The organism is Polaromonas aquatica, from assembly GCF_050626995.1.
GTDB classification, from domain to species: Bacteria; Pseudomonadota; Gammaproteobacteria; order Burkholderiales; family Burkholderiaceae_C; genus Polaromonas; species Polaromonas aquatica_A.
In genome coordinates this window covers 2,157,726-2,173,946 of sequence record NZ_CP192467.1, presented here as the reverse complement: position 1 = coordinate 2,173,946, position 16,221 = coordinate 2,157,726, and the positions used below count along the sequence as shown (strand labels likewise).

Below are 16,221 nucleotides of genomic sequence, written 5' to 3'. Positions count from 1 at the left end.
GGCGCGTAGCGCGTTGTAAAGGCGGGCCAGACGTGTAATTTTGCTGATCCACACCGGCCTGTCCCTCGGTGATTGAGGGGGTTACCCAAAGCCCTCGCTTATACTTGAGGGTTCAGCTTTACATTTCTTAACATGTCAAAACGCGTACTGCTTTCGGGCGCAACCGGCCTGATTGGCGGCGAGTTAATGCTTCTTCTGGCCGCGCGCGGCGTCTACAGCACGGCTGTCGTGCGCGCCGCCGATTCGAACCAGGCCCGCGAACGCCTCCTGGACCGCTTGAAAAAAAGCGTTCTCTGGAAGCCGGAATTTGCCGAAATGGTATCTGCCGAGGCGGGTGATGTGGTCGAGCCGGGTTTTGGCGTCAGTGAGGCGGTCCTTCAGTCCGCCGACGTCATCCTGCATTCGGCCGCCAGCACCTCGTTCAAGCCCGGCGCCGGTGTCTACCCGATCAACCTCAAGGCCGCCGAACATTTTTCCGGCATCCTGAAGGACCTGCGGCCTTCGCAGCGCGGTTTTTTCGTCGGGACGGCAGCAGTGACCACCGAGCCCCGGGGAGTGATCACCGAAGACATGCCTTTCGCCGGCTACGCCAACGACTACATCCGCTCCAAACGCGACGCCGAGACCCTGCTGCGCGGCAAGGGGCATCCTTTTGTCAGCCTGCGCCCCGGCATTGTGCTGTCTCGCGGCATTGACGATGCCAAGCTGGCCCGCAACATGCTGTGGTCCATTCCGGTCATGGCCGAACTCGGCGACGTGCCGCTGGACCCATTGGGCAAGCTTGATTTCGCGCCAGTGGATTTCATCGCCGGCGCCTTTGCCGAAATGCTGCTCAAGGAGGAGCTGCAGCACGACTGCTATCACGTGTCCACAGGCGAAGATTCCATGACCTTCGCGGCGCTGGCCGAAGAGCTGAAAACCAGCATGCCCGGTATCGGCAAGATGGTGATGCGCGGCCGGGACTTCGTGCCCACACCGAAGTTTGCGCGCCAGCGCTGGATGTTCGAGGCGCTTCAGCCATATCTGCCTTTTCTGACAGCCGACGCCGTGTTCAGCAGCGCCCGTTTGCGCGCCGAAATCGGGGCTGCCGCCGTAGCGCCTGCACCCATCAGTTATCTTGGAGAGTTATTGGGGACCTTCAGCCTGTCGGACGCCGTTCGGCAGATGTACACGCCCTGAGGTGCGAAAACAACGCGACAGCTTTTGTAAAATACCCGCCAGGCCTGAAGAAGCTGGCGACCACATCGATGGTGGGACAATGGTTGCTCGCATTACATATTTACTGGTTGGGTGATGAATTCTGATTTGATCAATCTTTTTGCCGAGACATTTGGCATCAGCGAAGAAAAACTGCTGCCGGATGCCACGCTGGAGAGCCTCGGGCTGGACTCCCTGGCCGTCATCGAATTCCTGTTCCAGATCGAAGACCAGTTTGGCATCCAGATTCCGGACCAGGCCAACCCGCCGCGCACGCTGGCTGAAATGGTCCAGTTGATCGAACCCTTGCTGCCATCGGGCAAGCCTGCCGCCTGAGCCTGACAGGCCCGTCAGATAGCCATGCGTCGCGTTGCCATCACGGGTCTTGGCGTTGTCTCCGCTGTCGGAACCGGCTCCTCCACATTTTTCGACGCCCTGCTTTCGGCCCGCTCGGGCATCCAGGCCGTGGACATCCCTTTTCCTACCGGCACCGAAAGCGTGCTGGCTGGCGCAATCCATTTCGATCCCGATCTACATTTCCCCCGCGCGCGCCTGTTGACCATGGACCGGGTCAGCCAGTTTGCGCTGGTGGCGGGCCGGGAAGCAATGGCACAGGCGGGTTTGGGCGATCCCGAAGCCCTTGCCAGGGCTTTCACACCGGAGCGCTTCGGCGTTTCGCTGGGCACAGGCAGCGGCGGCGCCGGCTCCACGGAAGCAGCCTACACGGCATTGCTTGAACAAAAGGTTGCGCGCCTGCGTCCCATGACAGTTGTGCTGGCCATGAACAACGCCATTGCAGCCCACGTGTCGATGGAGTTTGGCCTGAAGGGCCCCAGCAGCACGGTGTCCAATGCTTGCGCATCCTCGGCGACCTCCATCGGGGACGCCTTCCGGCAAATCCGGCACGGCTACGCCGATGCCATGCTGGCAGGCGGCTCTGAGGCGCTGCTCAACCGCGGCACCATCAAGGCCTGGCAGGCCATGCATACCCTGGCCAGACCGCACGCCGACGGGGCCGAAACCTCATGCCGCCCGTTTTCCGCGGACCGTTCCGGCCTGGTGCTCGCCGAAGGTGCTGCCATGCTGGTTTTGGAAGAATGGGAAGGTGCCAAAGCGCGCGGCGCCCACATCCTGGCGGAGCTCTGCGGTTATGCCTCGACTACCGATGCCCACCATCTGACCCAACCGGACGCCCAGGGCCAGGCACGCGCCATGGCACTCGCGCTTGCGGACGCCGGGCTACAGCCCTCCGATATCGGCTACCTCAACGCCCACGGCACTGCCACCGATGTGGGCGACGTGGTGGAAACCAGCGCGATCAAGCTGGCCTTTCAGAATCTGGCGGCACAGTTGCCGATCAGTTCGAGCAAAGGGGTGCACGGCCATGCCATGGGTGCTGCCGGGGCCATGGAGTTCATTGCCAGCGTGATGGCGTTGCGCAGCGGGCAGCTGCCGCCAACGGCCTTCCTCGAGAGTCCTGACCCACGCTGCGATCTGGACTACATCCCCCTGCAGGCGCGCGACGCCAAAGACCTGCGCGCGGTGATGTCAAACTCGTTCGCCTTTGGCGGCTCCAACGCCGTGCTGGTCGCGAAATCCGCCTGAAGCCTCACCCGCTGCTTCACCCGCTCACCGGCTTCGGGAAAACCGGTTTTAGCACGACATCCCAGCGAGCCTCAGCGGGTGTCCCGGATTTTCTTTACGAGGGCGGTCGTGGAATAGCCATCCACAAACGGGATCGCGCGCGCACTGCCGCCGTAGGCCTTGACCACTGCGGTTTCAGCAAGCTTGTCCATATCATAGTCTCCACCCTTGACCAGCAGGTCGGGCCGTAATTCAGAGATCAACTCCAGCGGCGTATCTTCATCAAACCAGGTGACGAGGCTCACCGATTCGAGCGCGGCCATCATGACGGCACGGTCCTGCTCATTGTTGAGCGGCCTGTCCGGGCCTTTGCCCAGCCGCCGCGCAGATGCATCGGTATTCAGGGCCACCACCAGGCTTGCCCCCAGCGCGCGTGCATCGGCCAGGTAAGTGACATGCCCGCGATGCAGGACATCAAACACACCATTGGTAAAAACCACCGGACGGGGCAGGGAAGCGAGGCGCTGGCGCGCATCCTCGCGCGAAGCTATCTTTTGCAGAAAACCGGGAGGTGGTAAATCGCTGGGCATCACGCGACTTTAACGGAAGGCCTGGGCCACGATTTCGACCTGCAAGCCGCCATCAAGCTGGGCGCCGACCACTGCGCGTTGAGGCCACGCACCGCTGTCGTCGCCAATCCACTCGCGCCAGGCCGCATCCAGCTGCTCCTTGTGCTGCATGTCCGCCAGGAATATCTGCACGCTGAGGAGCGAGGCACGTGAAGCACCTGCGTGCAACAGGTGGATGTCAAGCATCTCCAGCGTTTGCGAAAGCTGCCCGGCAAAGTCAAGGGAAGCATCGCTGGCATTGGCAACCGCAAACACCTGCGCGCCGCGGGCTACCACCCGGCTTCGGCCACCCGAAGCGCTCGCCCAGCGAACCTCCTGCATCAAGCGCCGGCGGGCGCCGGCTTCGCAGCGATGGACTCCGCCAATTCCTTGCCGATTTCCCGGCGATAGCGGTTGAGTTCCTGGACGCTTTTGAAGCTCTGGTTCATCAGCAGGCTCAGGTTGTGCAGGATGCGCTCGACCACCTTGCCTTCCCACACCGCATCGAACTTGATCTGTGTGTCCAGCCAATGCTCCAGCCATTCGGGATTGGGTAGCCGGCTCTGGATGGTGTCGCGGGGAAACAGGCTTTTGTTCACATGCAGGTTGGTCGGGTGCAACGCCTGGGCGGTACGCCGCGCACTGGCCATCAGCACCCCCACTTTGGTGAAAGCTGACTTGGCTTCATTGCCGAAGTTGTTGATGGCCCGCTTCATGTAGCGCAGGTAGGCGCCGCCGTGGCGCGCCTCATCCTGGCTCAGCTGGGTGTAGATCTGCTTGATGACGGGTTCGGTATGCCATTCGCTGGCACGGCGGTACCAGTGGTTCAGTCGGATCTCACCGCAGAAGTGCAGCATCAGGGTTTCCAGCGCCGGCGCCGGTTCAAACTCGAAACGCACTTCATGCAGTTCCTTTTCGGTGGGAGCGAGGTCCGGGCGGAAGCGCTTGAGGTATTCCATCAACACCAGCGAGTGCTTCTGCTCTTCAAAGAACCAGATGGACATGAACGCCGAGAAGTCGCTGTCGTCCTTGTTGTCACGCAGGAACATTTCTGTTGCGGGCAGTGCCGACCATTCCGTGATGGCATTCATCTTGATGGTCTGGGCCTGTTCGTCCGTCAACTTGGACGCGTCAAAGCTCGCCCACGGAATGTCCTTGTCCATGTCCCAACGGACGGATTCAAGTTGTTTGAACAATTCGGGATAAAGCATGTGAACTCCTTCGCAAGGGAATATGCAGATATATCTGCCTCGGATGTCCTGCAGGAGCATCCTGGGTACTTGTAACGATTTTAGGCGGCTAATGTGACAACGGGTGACTTATAGGCTGTTTGACTGCAAATCAGGTTATTTCGGACCTCATTCCGGCGCGTTGGACCACAAGAGTGCTCATTTCAGCCTGAATTTCGCCAAGGGGGCCATGCCGGATTCTGAAACAGGGATTGAAACCGCATCCCTCTGATAAGTGCCGTGAAAGCGTATTGTCGGGGCAGCTTGTGCAACACGCCCAACAGCGACAGAATGAATTGGCCCAACAGCCCGCGAGTTTATCCAGATGCAAGCACCCGCCCTCCATCCTCCCCTCCAAACTCTTCTGATGGTCATGCTTTGGGCTCTTGCCCTGTTGACGTCCCCAGCAGTCCTGTCCGCAACACCTCAGGCGGCGGCACCCCCACCTGCAAGCCCCGCAGGAGCAACTTGCCCCGCCCTTTTGCAACAAAACTTCTTGCGGCTGCAAGACGAAAAACCGCAATCCCTTTGCCAGTACAGCGGAAAAGTGGTGGTGGCCGTCAACACCGCCAGCTTCTGCGGTTTCACATCGCAATACAAGGGGCTCGAAGCGCTCTACGCCAAGTACAAGGACCAGGGTCTCGTGGTGCTGGGCTTTCCTTCCAATGATTTTTCGCAGGAAACGGGCAGCAACAAGGAGATTGCGGACTTTTGCGAAAGCACCTTCGGGGTGAAATTCCCCATGTTCACCAAAACCAGTGTGACCGGCAAGGACGCGAATCCCCTCTTCAAGCAGCTGGCCGCCAAAACGGGCACCATGCCGCGCTGGAACTTCTACAAATACGTCATCGCGCGTGACGGCGGGACCGTCACGAGTTTCAATTCCATGGCCGACCCGGCCACGGGTGGCGCCTTGATCAAAGAGATCGAAAAACAGCTGGCCGCGAAGCCGGCGCCACGTTAACAAAAATTTACCTGAGGGGTCTTTTGTTTCCGGGAACTACCCCACACTTGTGCTCTCATACCCTTGCAAGCGCCATTTGCCTTAACTGGCGGCGCTGGCAAGAAACAGTTTCATTGTTGCGAAGCCTTCTGAGCCGTCCAGGTTCAGTTGCAATCCCGGGGCGCTCCTCCTCCTCCCTCCCTCCCTCGTTCGCGCCGGGGCGCTTCGCAGCATTTTTATATTCCAGGCCTTGTCGGGCCTTTCAGAGCCAAGCCATGAGTCGTGCGTCCCACGTTGCGACCTTCGGTCCCACCTCAAGGCCACGACCCCCAACGGCCTCTGATTTCATCGTGACATCCGGATGCGGTAGCAGCACCGCGAAAGCCGACGCTGCGGGCGGCCTGATGCGTCGGCCGCAGAAGCGCGCGCTGGTGATCCACTGGAATCGCTATCATTTTTATAGCTATCCGCGCCTGTATTGATGGGGCCACAGGCCTTTTTGATGCCTGAAATAAGACCGTTGTGGCCTCCAGGCGCCTGAGAATGCCCGCCGGCAGGCAAAATGCGCATGGGGGTCCGGCTTGAGCCCCCTTTTCAAACACGAATAGTGGCCAGAGACCAATAGGTTTGTGCGCAGGCAGCTATCAAATATGTAGCATTTATCCTCGACGTTGGCCGGCTGGCAGGAACACCCGCCAATGTATTGATGCAGCAGACCTGCGGTATGAGCTCCGCAGTTCGCGCCGACCAATCAGCCCGGCGGAACGCTTTCCGCAAAGCTGGGCCGCTGCATCAGCTTGTCCTGCAGCTTGGTCAGGTTGGGATACATCTCGCGCCAGTTGATCTGCGCAAAACGCAGGTCGAGGTAGCCCAACGCGCAGCCAACAGCCACGTCGGACAGGCTAAAGTGAATGCCGCTGCAAAAGGCCTTGTCGCCCAGGCCAGTGCTCATGGCCTTGAGAGTGGCGTCGATCTTGCCCATTTGCCGTTCAATCCAGGCATCGCTGCGCTGCTTGGCGCTGCGGCCTGACCAGGTGGCTTCAAGGCGCGCCAGGATGGCGGCATCCACCACGCCGTCGGCCAGGGCTTCCCAGGTCTTGACCTCGGCACGCTCACGGCCTTGCGTAGGGATCAGTTTGCCGACGGGTGACAGGGTGTCGAGATATTCGACAATCACGCGGGAATCAAATACGGCTTCGCCGCCTTCCATGACCAGGCAAGGCACCTTGCCGAGCGGGTTGGAAGCCTGGATGGTGGTGTTGGCTGCCCAGACATCTTCCAGGATGAACTGGTAGTCGAGTTTTTTCTCGGCCATCACTATGCGCACTTTACGCACATAGGGGCTGGTGGCGGATCCGATGAGTTTCATGATGAGTGTGAGATCGTGGTCCGGAGGAAGAGCATTCTATCGAGTAAGGCTACGGACGGGCTGACGGGGCGCAAACCGCAAGGTAAAGAGATTCGCAAATATGCACAACTTTCAAGCCGGCGGAAGGGGGCCTGCCGCGTGGCCGGCGCCCCAGGCGCCCGGCCTACAATTGAGCCATGAGCTCCTCCCCCCCTCCTTTTTCCACGATCAATGCCCTGTCCCCGCTGGACGGCCGCTACGCGAGCAAACTGAACCAGTTACGCCCCCTGATGTCCGAACAGGGCTATATGCACCGCCGCGTTCAGGTGGAAGTGGCCTGGTTCATCGCGCTTTCGGATGCCAAATTTGCCGAATTCAAGCCGCTGAGCCCCGGCGCCCGTACCTATCTGCTGGGCCTGGTCAAAAATTTCTCGGAAGCCGATGCCTCCGCCATCAAGGACATCGAAAAAATCACCAACCATGACGTGAAAGCCGTCGAGTACTGGATCAAGTCGAAATTCGAGGCCCGGCCGGAGCTGCAGGGCGCCAGCGAGTTTGTGCACTTTGCCTGCACCAGCGAGGACATCAACAACACCAGCCACGCGCTGCAACTCAAAAGCAGCCGCGACCTGGTGGTGTTGCCGGCACTGGACAAGGTCATTGCGCAGCTGCGCGAAATGGCCCATGTGTATGCCGAAGAACCCATGCTGAGCCGCACGCACGGGCAAACCGCCAGCCCGACCACGGTCGGCAAGGAAATCGCCAACGTGGTGGTGCGCCTGGCCAATGCGCGTGACAAGATCGCCGGCGTCAAGCTGATGGCCAAAATGAACGGCGCGGTCGGCAACTACAACGCCCACCTGTCGGCCTGGCCCGACTTCGACTGGGAAGCCTTCAGCCGCAACGTGGTTGAAACACCAGAGCCACTGGGCCTGGGCCTGACCTTCCAGCCCTATAGCATCCAGATCGAGCCGCACGACTACATGGCCGAATTATTTGACGCTGTGGCCCGCGCCAACACCATCCTGATCGACCTGGCCCGGGACATCTGGGGCTATGTGAGCGTGGGTTACTTCAAGCAACGCCTGAAGGACGGCGAGATCGGTTCCTCGACCATGCCGCACAAGGTCAACCCGATTGACTTTGAAAACGCCGAAGGCAACCTCGGCCTGGCCAACGCGCTGCTGCGCCACCTGAGCGAAAAGCTGCCGATCTCCCGCTGGCAGCGCGACCTGACCGATTCGACCGTGCTGCGCAACATGGGCGTGGCGCTGGGCTATGCAGTGCTGGCCTACAACTCGATGGGGGTGGGGCTGAACAAGCTCGAACTCAACCGCGAAGCGCTGGGCGACGACCTGGACGCTGCATGGGAAGTGCTGGCTGAGCCGATCCAGACGGTGATGCGCCGTTATGGCGTGCAAGGCGCTTACGAGAAGTTGAAGGAAGTCACGCGCGGCAAAACCGTGAAAGCTGAAGACCTGCACGCGCTGATCCGTTCGCTGGAAATTCCCCCAGCGGAAAAAGAGCGCCTGCTCAAAATGACGCCCGGCAGTTATATCGGTATGGCGGCAGAGCTGGCCAAGAGGGTGTAATCCCCGCTCAGGCTTGCTACGTGTAGCTCCCCGATCCCGAGGGAGCTCTGACCCACCGTGTAGGCTACATCATGGCGCCACATTGCCAGCACTGCTCAAAACCGCCTTCCACTGTCTCGCCGCAGGCGCATAGCCAGCGCCGCTGGGGCACGTTCTGGAGATTGTCGAGCAACTCGCGCGCGCGGGGCTCTTCTTCATGGTGAGTGAGCCAGACTTCGGGCTGGCACTGGTCGGGCGGGAGTTCTCCGGCCAAACTGCCCAGAAAATAACGCTGCACGCTGGCGGCAATACCGGCGTGCCGCAGTGCGTCGACCCACAGCGCGGCGATGGCGATATTCGGGGCGCGCGTCAGTCTGAGCATGCGTCAGTGTAGCGACATTACTATCAAATTCATAGCTACTTGCGCCCGCCACGTATAGGCCACAAGCCAAAAATACTTACTTTCCCGACGGGGCCGGTGTTTTTGGAGCGGCATCTTTCGGCGCATCCTTGTCCCTGTTTTCGAGGGCGCGGTCCGCGTAACGGCCAAAGCGCCAGGCCGTGGCTTCCTGCGTGATGCGCCGCCAGGTGGCGCGTTTCCCGGCAGGTGTCATCTCGGGCCAATGCTGTACTTCATCAAACGTACGGCCACAGCCTTTGCAAAGAGCGTCGCCCTGGCTGGTTGAGCAAATGGCAATGCACGGCGTGTCGGCTGTTGTGTCGTACCAGGCTCGCCAGGCGGCCATCGCCTTGGGTGGAAAGCTCTTTTCGTCGGCCTCGTCCTCGTGGTAGAAAACCATGAGCGCATACACCTCGGCCAGCGCGCGCAACTCGGGCGCCAGTGTCACGCCATCGGGGGATGGCTTTTTGTCACGCCAGTAGTTGATGGCAGCTTCAATATCAGTGATGTGGATGCCGGGCATGGAACGATTTGTCTATAAGGCCTGCCGCGCAGAGGCAGATGAAAAAGCGCGAGGGGCAGCGCCGGGCCGTTCATTATCGGCCAGACGGGCAAGGCCTGGCGTCCTCAGGGAATCCCGCGCGGGGATCACCATCAGACCCGTGCCTCAGCGTCCCCATTTGCAAAAAATCCGGTTTTATTGTCAAATACTTGGACGAAGGGGAGTAACTCCCTCGTTTTTGCTGCAATATTTCGATAACAGACACCACAGCAAAATCGCTAACAACAAGTCGTCATTACGAAGTTCGCACTTCCGGCTTGTTGGGCATGCAGCGACACTGCATGTCGAGCCAGACCTTCGATTGAAACCTGAACAGGTTTGATCGAGGCGTCGTGGCATCCAATACCGGCTCACCCGAATCCTCGTTACTGCCTGTTCCAGTTTCACGAAGCCGGAAATCCGTCCTTGCGGGTTTCCAGATCAAAACTAGACATGGAGTGTTAACTTGGAACTATTTACTGCCCCCTGGTGGTCGGCCTTGCTGGCGATCATCCTGATTGACCTCGTGCTCGCCGGCGACAACGCCATCGTGATCGCACTGGCCGCGCGCAACCTGCCCCCTCATCTTCAGAAAAAAGCCATCGCCTGGGGCACAGTCGGGGCCATTGTGGTCCGCTCCGTCATGACGGTCGGCGTGGTGTGGCTGCTGAAAATCCCGGGCCTGATGCTGGTCGGCGGCCTGGGGCTGCTGTGGATCGCCTACAAGCTGCTCGCCGATCAAGGCGACAAGGAACATGACGGCCCGGTGGCCAGTACTTTCTGGGGTGCGATGAAAACCATCGTGGTGGCCGATGCCCTGATGGGTATCGACAACGTACTGGGTGTGGCCGGAGCAGCGCACGGCTCGTTTGATCTTGTAGTCATCGGCCTGTTGGTCAGCATCCCGATCGTGGTGTTTGGCAGCACCATGGTACTCAAGCTTGTGGAACGTTTTCCCATCATCATCAATGTGGGGGCAGCTGTTCTAGCCTTCACCGCTGCGAAGATGATCGTGAGTGAGCAACTGCTGGACCCCATCTATGGCGGCCCGAACGCCGCACCTTCGGCCCACACCTTGCACGTGACCGCGCAGTGGGCAACCTACGCCCTCGCGGTCGCCGGGGTGCTGGGTGCAGGATGGTGGGCTACCCGGCGCTCCCGCTCCGCCGCGCGCCTGTCAACCTGATCTGCATGAACTCCACCGCCTGTAAAGCGCCTTTTTTACGGCCGGAAAACTTGCTGAAAGCAACGCTAACTCGAGGAGACCTTGTGGACACCATCATTGTGTACATTGACGATGCCGCATATGCCCTGCAAGTGCTGCAGTCCGCGTTCCCAGCCGGAGGTGGCAGCCCAACGCGCTGGATCGTGATTGGTTGCGCACCTCGCGTAACACATCGCGTCAGCAAGTGGGTAACGCACAGTGCGCGGGAAAGCTGGCGCGGCAAGTGGGCCGAGAAAGCCTTCGCGCAACTGATGCCCACCCTCCAGAAAGAAGGCGACATCGTATTGACCCAGTTGGCGCAGACGGCACTGACCCCCCAGACGGATGCGCTCATCAAGCATTACGGTGCCGCCCGCGTGGTGGATGCGCGGCGACCAAGGTTTGACGGCGGTATGCAGACAGTAGCGGTAGCCCGGGATCAGGAAAGCCGAGGCATCCTGAGCTATGCGATTGCCCTGGCCAGCGCAGGACTGCTGGCGGCAAGCGACTGACAACCGCAGTCTTCAGCATTGGCGCTGAATCCAGCCCCACGTAACCGCACAGGTAATGACCGGCTCGGTAGAGCAGGCTGATGGCAGGCTGATGGTATTCTTTGCCTATGAAACTTATCCTCAAATGGCTTTTGAGCGCGGCGGCCTTGCTGGCCGTTGCCTATCTTTATCCCGGGGTCGTGGTGACCAGTTTCACGGGTGCGCTGATTGCCGCCGCGGTGCTGGGCGCGCTGAATATGGTGGTGCGCCCCATCCTGATTCTGCTGACGCTGCCCGTCACACTGGTGACGCTGGGCTTGTTCCTGTTTATCATCAACGCGCTGATGTTCTGGGCAGCGGCCGGCCTGATTGACAGCCTGAAGGTCACAGGTTTTACCGCTGCGCTGATCGGCTCGCTGATCTATTCTGTGCTGCAGCTAGCGATCGAGTTTGTCCTGGAGCGCCTGCTCTTTAATAAGTGATTCCGTCTGGCGGGTTCGCGTGTCCAGGATCGAGCCCTCCACATAATCTGCGCTGCCGGGACTGCTGCGCATTAGACCCTGCGCCGCCTTGAAGCGGTCCAGCGCGGCCGGATAGTCCAGCTGGGCGGCGCGGCTTTCTGCGTCGGCACGAATCGCCCGGACATTCTGATTCTGCTTGCCGTACGCTACTGCGAGCAATTGCCAAGCCATCGCGTCCTTGGGATGAGTGGCCACCCAGCTTTGCAGCCGGCTCGAAACTTCCTGGGTCCGGTTCGCCGCCATTAGCGACTGCGACTGCATCAACACCTCCGCACGTGACGTTGCTTTGGCGATGTCAACCGACGCCGCCGTAGGAGGGACAACACCCGCCAGCAGGTCAATTTCGACGGAGAGCAGATCCATCGCATTGGCGACGAGCGGAGCATCCGGCGCGGCAATCGGCCGCAGCCGGTCCAGCAGGCCTTTTGCGGTGGCGAAATCCCGCAGCTGTGCGGCGGCAAAAGCGCCTCCGTACAACACGCCAGCATCGCGAACGTTGTCGGGCGCAGCAGGTGACTGCAAAGCGGCGACAGGCCCGCTGCGGCGCTGCGCGTCTGTCACCATGGAACGCAACCCGTCAACGCCCGGAGCGGCCAGGATCCGCGCACGTGAGGCCATCATGGCGTGCAGCACGCGGCCCTTACCTGCTTCGATTTCTTTTTCACGCGAAGGTTTCGCTGCATCCGTGGAGGACAACTGTACCCGCGCTCGCGCTTCGGCGATCCGCTCGGTCGTCAGCGGGTGGGACCTCAAATAGGGAAAGGAGCCGTTGTCATTCAGACGCGAGGCCTGTTGCAATTTTTCGAACATGGCCGAAACACCGCGACTCTGGAAGCCCGCATCGGTCATGACCCCGAAACCCACCCGATCAGCCTCCCGCTCCATATCACGCGAAAAGTTGAGCTGGTTCTGCATCGCGACCGCCTGCCCACCAACCACTGCAGCGTTGCCGATATTGGTGCTCTTCCCGGCAGCCAGTACGCCCAGGATCATGGCGGCAATCATCCAGGGTGTCTGGCGAGACTGTTGCGTCAGCATGCGCGCGATATGCCGCTGCGTGACATGGCTAAGTTCGTGACCCATCACCGCAGCCAGTTCATCGGAGCTGCTCACCGCAGCAAGCAATCCCAGATGAACCCCGAAATAACCACCGGGCAATGCAAAGGCATTGATACTGCGGTCCCGAATCAGGAAAACCTGCCAGGCAAAGCGATCTTCAAGCTCGGAATTCAGTTCACCCCGGGCTTTTGCCGCGGCGACCAGCGGCATCCAGATGCTTTGCAGGTAGTCGCCCAGCACCGGGTCATCGATATAGTCCGGATCACGGTAGATACTGACGGCGATGCGGTCCCCGATACGCCGTTCTGCGGCTGCGGCCAGGTCGGAAGTTTCCCCCAGCGAGGGCAATGAACCGGTGGAACCTCCGGTGATACCGGCAGGCGCCTGAGCCAGAGAAGCATTGCCGAATGCCATGAACACCAAGCTGACCACCGCAAACCGGCTCAGAACCCGTCGCGATCTCATGGATGCAGCAGGTCTAGAAGGAGTCGATGGGTACAAATGCGATTACCTCTGCCGTTTTGGTGTCGATGAAAGCAGTCCAGAAAGTTTGCCGGCCGACCATGGGAACATAGCCAATCACATCGATCGGATGTGACTGCAATTCCGTTTTCAGCGCGGCATCAATCTCGGTGACACGACTGGGGAACCGAGTTTTCAATTCGGCTAGAGGACGGCTCACCCGAACGACTTGCTCCTTCGCCTTCTGATAGCTTTGCCATAGTTGGGGCTGCGCACTCAGCGCTAAACCTTGCACTGCGGCCATGGTAGTGTCAAAGCTCTCCGTGGAATCCTTGAACTCACGCAAAGACAGCAGTGTGGGCCCTGCGAGCGGCAACCGCTGAAACTCCGCAGGGGCCTGTACCAGCGATTCGGGCGGCACATCAACGGCGTGCACTACGCGAAACCGTTCCAGCTCAAAAACTAGGTGAACCGGGCGCGCCAACATCATAGTCCACAAGCCATACGCCAGAGCCGCCATTTGCAACAGACCAATGACGGTGAGGTCGCGGCGCAATACCTTGTTGGGCTTCCTCCGGTCAAAAATCGCTAGTGTTAACAAGGGCCCCATGACAACGTCGACAGCGACCAGCAGCAAAAACAGGTCACGGCCCCCAGATATTTCACGATAAGGATAGGGATACCAAACTCCAAAGACAATGGCGGCCGCCAATAACGCTACAGCAAGGCTGACGCCCAGATGAATGCCGGCAGCCAAAAGCCGGCTCTCTAAAAAACTCTGTTTGGTAAACATGCTCTTATGATGAGGGTTGGTTGTAAAGGTTTTGTAACGGCATGACAACGACTTCTCCACTGACTCATTTTGACGCGAGCGGCCAGGCTCATATGGTTGACGTGTCCGCAAAAGCCGCGACGCGACGTGTTGCTATTGCGCAAGGCCAGATTGTCATGAGTCCGTCCACAATGACGCTGATTCTAGAGGGCACTGCAAGAAAAGGTGATGTACTGGGCGTGGCCCGAATCGCTGGCATTATGGCGGCAAAACGTACCAGTGACTTGATCCCGCTGTGTCATCCGCTGGCGTTGACCCGAGTAACCATTGATTTCAAACCCGATGTAGCTAATGCCCGCATTGCCTGCATCGCGAGCGTGGAAACCATCGGTCCGACCGGCGTGGAAATGGAAGCGTTGACCGCAGTGCAGATAGCCTTGCTCACGATCTACGACATGTGTAAAGCGGCCGATCGGGGCATGACCATCACCAATGTATGTCTTCTCGAAAAGGACGGAGGGAAATCAGGACACTTTGTGAGAGCCTGACAGATTACTTCAATACCGGAGCAGGGTCGACCGCTCGCGTATTCAGTTGCGTCCATCGGAAATAGTCCTCCGGAAAGGCCGCCCTGTAACGCGCCAGATGCGCCAAAGCCTCTTCGTCATGGCCAAGCATGGCTGCACTTTCAATGACTTTTTCAATCACACGGGGTTCTGGTGAATAGTGAAGTAGCCTCGTCGCCAAGGCGTTTATGGCTTGTGCATTCTGAGGAGTCAAGCCCGTGACACTCAATTCTGCAAAATCTACCTGATTCTGAAAAAACCATGTGCCCCGGATTTTCTCCAGTGTGTTTTCGCGGTAGGTCGGACTCCGCTCAGAAGGTGGTAGATAGATCTGGCTTACGCGGTAATAGCTATTTACTGAGTACCCCAGTAGCGCTACCGTAAGCGCCGCCAGCAGGATTTGAGTAAGCAAAACGCGCCGGGCTCTGTTGCCTTTTTGCGTCCGTCCAGGCCCTATGGCCCGTCCGGCGGCTATACCAGCCGATGGAGAAGTCACCCACAACAAACCCAGGCACAGCCCGAATGTAATCTGGAATGGGCCATACCAAAGAGGATATTCCAGCATGCTATGAAGCAGAATGACAGAAATGCCTCCCCATGCCAGCTGCCGAGTGGGATCGGTGTCACGCCATGGCTTGGTCCGGCACACCAGCCACGCAGAGCCTGCACAGATCATGGCTGCAGCCGGAATACCCAACTCAACAGCGAGGTGCAGTGGAAGATTGTGCGCATTGTCAAGGATTTCGCAAAAACGAGGTCCCCGGTACAAGTGAATGTAGTGTGCGTAATCCAGCTCGTTGAGCCCCCAGCCAAGCAACGGTCTTTGCCTAATCAACTCCAACACGTTGGACCAAAGCACCATCCGGCTATTGCATCCACTTTCGCCCGCCAGGCGGCCGAAGACATTGTTGCCTGCCGTTCCGCTGATGAGCTGCAGCAACCAGGGCAAAGACAACGCTGAGACGAAATAGGCCAGCACAGCCCCCACACACAGACCCAGCAAGCGCGAACACCTCGGAGTCTGCCAGAACCAAGTCAGCGCAGTGATCAAGAATAACTGAAGAATCCCTGTGCGCGACGCGGAGGCAGCGTTTCCCGCGGCCAGAAGCATGGCCATTGGTAGAGCAAACGCGCGTATCCGTTCTTGGGCCACAAACCACAACAACGCCAAGAGTCCGATATTAGTCAACGATGCGAACTGGTTACGCTGCCGAAGGTTGGCAAAGGCCTCGCCAACCGGTGGCACGTTGACCCAGGGCGCCATTGGCGATGCCAAATTGAAGTATTGGCACAGTCCCAGCCCGCTGCTAAGCAGGGCCGCAATCAGCCATGCGTAAGACATTGCGAGCCAACATTCAGAGTCACGGCCAGCTGCCCACAATGCAGCAATACTGATGCTAGCCAACCCCGCTGCGAACAGGGCGATATCCTGCCATGAGCGCCCACCACCACCGGACACAAATGCCCAAACAACAAGTAGAGGACCGATCAATCCCAATGTTAATAACAGCCGACGATCCGTACTTCCGCCGATCAGTAGAATCGCGCTGTAAAGCCAACACATCACCAAGGGCATCACAGCGGGGCTTGGCCCTCCGGCAAACGGGTTGAGCCACATCATCATGAGCAACACGGCGACGATGCCGCATGCACCATACGTTGACGTCCTGTTCACCCCGATTTCAGCCATGGCCCAGCTTTCGCACAAACAGCAATCCGGTCTCA

General features: G+C 59.3%; 18 protein-coding genes. 9 read left to right on the top strand and 9 right to left on the bottom strand.

Features of this window, described 5'->3' with window-relative positions:
* Positions 1-132: 132 nt before the first annotated feature.
* From ACQ4MS_RS10365 to ACQ4MS_RS10355, 3 genes are all read left to right on the top strand, one after another.
* Positions 133-1,179 carry an SDR family oxidoreductase gene (locus ACQ4MS_RS10365; protein ID WP_431099421.1) on the top strand — a complete coding sequence of 349 codons (1,047 nt, stop codon included), beginning with the start codon at positions 133-135 and terminating at the stop codon, positions 1,177-1,179.
* 114 nt (positions 1,180-1,293) lie between these two features.
* Positions 1,294-1,533 (top strand): acyl carrier protein, encoded by a 240-nt coding sequence (locus tag ACQ4MS_RS10360; protein ID WP_411885120.1) that lies wholly within the window; start codon positions 1,294-1,296, stop codon positions 1,531-1,533.
* 24 nt (positions 1,534-1,557) lie between these two features.
* Complete coding sequence (locus ACQ4MS_RS10355) at positions 1,558-2,802, top strand: beta-ketoacyl-[acyl-carrier-protein] synthase family protein (RefSeq protein ID WP_431099420.1); 1,245 nt, start codon at positions 1,558-1,560, stop codon at positions 2,800-2,802.
* Positions 2,803-2,873: 71 nt separating this feature from the next.
* Here ACQ4MS_RS10355 and rfaE2 read toward each other — a convergent pair whose 3' ends face one another.
* From rfaE2 to ACQ4MS_RS10340, 3 genes are read right to left on the bottom strand one after another with little or no spacing between them, the layout of a single operon-like run.
* Positions 2,874-3,371 (bottom strand): D-glycero-beta-D-manno-heptose 1-phosphate adenylyltransferase, encoded by a 498-nt coding sequence (gene rfaE2 / locus ACQ4MS_RS10350; protein ID WP_431099419.1) that lies wholly within the window; start codon positions 3,369-3,371, stop codon positions 2,874-2,876.
* A 9-nt stretch (positions 3,372-3,380) separates the two neighbouring features.
* Positions 3,381-3,731: a Rid family hydrolase gene (locus ACQ4MS_RS10345; protein ID WP_431099418.1), complete on the bottom strand. Its 351-nt coding sequence runs from the start codon at positions 3,729-3,731 to the stop codon at positions 3,381-3,383.
* A complete protein-coding gene (locus tag ACQ4MS_RS10340) occupies positions 3,731-4,600 on the bottom strand; it encodes a ferritin-like domain-containing protein (protein WP_431099417.1) in 870 nt (289 codons plus the stop codon). The genes ACQ4MS_RS10345 and ACQ4MS_RS10340 overlap by 1 nt, the downstream gene beginning before the upstream one ends.
* Before the next feature lie 343 nt (positions 4,601-4,943).
* Here ACQ4MS_RS10340 and ACQ4MS_RS10335 point away from each other — a divergent pair, with 343 nt between their 5' ends.
* Positions 4,944-5,582 (top strand): glutathione peroxidase, encoded by a 639-nt coding sequence (locus tag ACQ4MS_RS10335; RefSeq protein ID WP_431099416.1) that lies wholly within the window; start codon positions 4,944-4,946, stop codon positions 5,580-5,582.
* Positions 5,583-6,312: 730 nt separating this feature from the next.
* On the opposite strand, the gene ACQ4MS_RS10330 is transcribed toward ACQ4MS_RS10335, so the two are convergent.
* Positions 6,313-6,930: a glutathione S-transferase family protein gene (locus tag ACQ4MS_RS10330; protein ID WP_431099415.1), complete on the bottom strand. Its 618-nt coding sequence runs from the start codon at positions 6,928-6,930 to the stop codon at positions 6,313-6,315.
* 176 nt (positions 6,931-7,106) lie between these two features.
* On the opposite strand from ACQ4MS_RS10330, the gene purB reads away from it, so the two are divergent.
* Positions 7,107-8,501, top strand: a complete 1,395-nt coding sequence (gene purB, locus ACQ4MS_RS10325) for an adenylosuccinate lyase (RefSeq protein ID WP_431099414.1) — start codon at positions 7,107-7,109, stop codon at positions 8,499-8,501.
* Positions 8,502-8,565: 64 nt separating this feature from the next.
* Here the strand turns inward: purB and ACQ4MS_RS10320 are convergent, their stop codons facing one another.
* Together ACQ4MS_RS10320 and ACQ4MS_RS10315 are read right to left on the bottom strand one after the other, a co-directional pair.
* Positions 8,566-8,862: a DUF2007 domain-containing protein gene (locus ACQ4MS_RS10320; protein WP_431099413.1), complete on the bottom strand. Its 297-nt coding sequence runs from the start codon at positions 8,860-8,862 to the stop codon at positions 8,566-8,568.
* A 76-nt stretch (positions 8,863-8,938) separates the two neighbouring features.
* Entirely contained in the window at positions 8,939-9,403 is a 465-nt protein-coding gene (locus tag ACQ4MS_RS10315; protein ID WP_431099412.1) for a DUF3717 domain-containing protein, read from the bottom strand.
* 484 nt (positions 9,404-9,887) lie between these two features.
* On the opposite strand from ACQ4MS_RS10315, the gene ACQ4MS_RS10310 reads away from it, so the two are divergent.
* The 3 genes from ACQ4MS_RS10310 (at position 9,888) to ACQ4MS_RS10300 (ending at position 11,598) form a co-directional block, all read left to right on the top strand.
* Positions 9,888-10,607, top strand: coding sequence for a TerC family protein (locus tag ACQ4MS_RS10310; RefSeq protein ID WP_431099411.1), 720 nt, complete (start codon positions 9,888-9,890; stop codon positions 10,605-10,607).
* 83 nt (positions 10,608-10,690) lie between these two features.
* Positions 10,691-11,137 carry a hypothetical protein gene (locus tag ACQ4MS_RS10305; protein ID WP_431099410.1) on the top strand — a complete coding sequence of 149 codons (447 nt, stop codon included), beginning with the start codon at positions 10,691-10,693 and terminating at the stop codon, positions 11,135-11,137.
* 107 nt (positions 11,138-11,244) lie between these two features.
* Positions 11,245-11,598 (top strand): phage holin family protein, encoded by a 354-nt coding sequence (locus ACQ4MS_RS10300; protein WP_431099409.1) that lies wholly within the window; start codon positions 11,245-11,247, stop codon positions 11,596-11,598.
* Here the strand turns inward: ACQ4MS_RS10300 and ACQ4MS_RS10295 are convergent.
* Positions 11,554-13,161 (bottom strand): M48 family metalloprotease, encoded by a 1,608-nt coding sequence (locus ACQ4MS_RS10295; protein ID WP_431099569.1) that lies wholly within the window; start codon positions 13,159-13,161, stop codon positions 11,554-11,556. The genes ACQ4MS_RS10300 and ACQ4MS_RS10295 overlap by 45 nt on opposite strands.
* Before the next feature lie 13 nt (positions 13,162-13,174).
* Positions 13,175-13,951: a TfpX/TfpZ family type IV pilin accessory protein gene (tfpZ, locus tag ACQ4MS_RS10290; RefSeq protein WP_431099408.1), complete on the bottom strand. Its 777-nt coding sequence runs from the start codon at positions 13,949-13,951 to the stop codon at positions 13,175-13,177.
* Between the two features lie 41 nt (positions 13,952-13,992).
* Between tfpZ and moaC the strand changes: the two genes are divergently transcribed.
* The gene (gene moaC, locus ACQ4MS_RS10285; RefSeq protein WP_431099407.1) at positions 13,993-14,478 is read left to right on the top strand and encodes a cyclic pyranopterin monophosphate synthase MoaC; all 486 of its coding nucleotides are present in this window, start codon (positions 13,993-13,995) and stop codon (positions 14,476-14,478) included.
* Between the two features lie 4 nt (positions 14,479-14,482).
* Here the strand turns inward: moaC and ACQ4MS_RS10280 are convergent, their stop codons facing one another.
* The gene (locus ACQ4MS_RS10280) at positions 14,483-16,186 is read right to left on the bottom strand and encodes a PglL family O-oligosaccharyltransferase (protein WP_431099406.1); all 1,704 of its coding nucleotides are present in this window, start codon (positions 16,184-16,186) and stop codon (positions 14,483-14,485) included.
* Positions 16,187-16,221: the final 35 nt, after the last annotated feature.

What these genes read in the sequence shown, in the direction of transcription:
- ACQ4MS_RS10340 (WP_431099417.1), bottom strand. Translation starts at nt 4,600, where the DNA reads ATGCTTTATCCCGAATTGTTCAAACAACTTGAATCCGTCCGTTGGGAC.
- ACQ4MS_RS10360 (WP_411885120.1), top strand. Translation starts at nt 1,294, where the DNA reads ATGAATTCTGATTTGATCAATCTTTTTGCCGAGACATTTGGCATCAGC.
- ACQ4MS_RS10355 (WP_431099420.1), top strand. Translation starts at nt 1,558, where the DNA reads ATGCGTCGCGTTGCCATCACGGGTCTTGGCGTTGTCTCCGCTGTCGGA.
- ACQ4MS_RS10315 (WP_431099412.1), bottom strand. Translation starts at nt 9,403, where the DNA reads ATGCCCGGCATCCACATCACTGATATTGAAGCTGCCATCAACTACTGG.
- ACQ4MS_RS10345 (WP_431099418.1), bottom strand. Translation starts at nt 3,731, where the DNA reads ATGCAGGAGGTTCGCTGGGCGAGCGCTTCGGGTGGCCGAAGCCGGGTG.
- ACQ4MS_RS10330 (WP_431099415.1), bottom strand. Translation starts at nt 6,930, where the DNA reads ATGAAACTCATCGGATCCGCCACCAGCCCCTATGTGCGTAAAGTGCGC.
- purB (WP_431099414.1), top strand. Translation starts at nt 7,107, where the DNA reads ATGAGCTCCTCCCCCCCTCCTTTTTCCACGATCAATGCCCTGTCCCCG.
- ACQ4MS_RS10300 (WP_431099409.1), top strand. Translation starts at nt 11,245, where the DNA reads ATGAAACTTATCCTCAAATGGCTTTTGAGCGCGGCGGCCTTGCTGGCC.
- tfpZ (WP_431099408.1), bottom strand. Translation starts at nt 13,951, where the DNA reads ATGTTTACCAAACAGAGTTTTTTAGAGAGCCGGCTTTTGGCTGCCGGC.
- ACQ4MS_RS10295 (WP_431099569.1), bottom strand. Translation starts at nt 13,161, where the DNA reads ATGAGATCGCGACGGGTTCTGAGCCGGTTTGCGGTGGTCAGCTTGGTG.
- ACQ4MS_RS10365 (WP_431099421.1), top strand. Translation starts at nt 133, where the DNA reads ATGTCAAAACGCGTACTGCTTTCGGGCGCAACCGGCCTGATTGGCGGC.
- rfaE2 (WP_431099419.1), bottom strand. Translation starts at nt 3,371, where the DNA reads ATGCCCAGCGATTTACCACCTCCCGGTTTTCTGCAAAAGATAGCTTCG.
- moaC (WP_431099407.1), top strand. Translation starts at nt 13,993, where the DNA reads ATGACAACGACTTCTCCACTGACTCATTTTGACGCGAGCGGCCAGGCT.
- ACQ4MS_RS10335 (WP_431099416.1), top strand. Translation starts at nt 4,944, where the DNA reads ATGCAAGCACCCGCCCTCCATCCTCCCCTCCAAACTCTTCTGATGGTC.
- ACQ4MS_RS10320 (WP_431099413.1), bottom strand. Translation starts at nt 8,862, where the DNA reads ATGCTCAGACTGACGCGCGCCCCGAATATCGCCATCGCCGCGCTGTGG.
- ACQ4MS_RS10280 (WP_431099406.1), bottom strand. Translation starts at nt 16,186, where the DNA reads ATGGCTGAAATCGGGGTGAACAGGACGTCAACGTATGGTGCATGCGGC.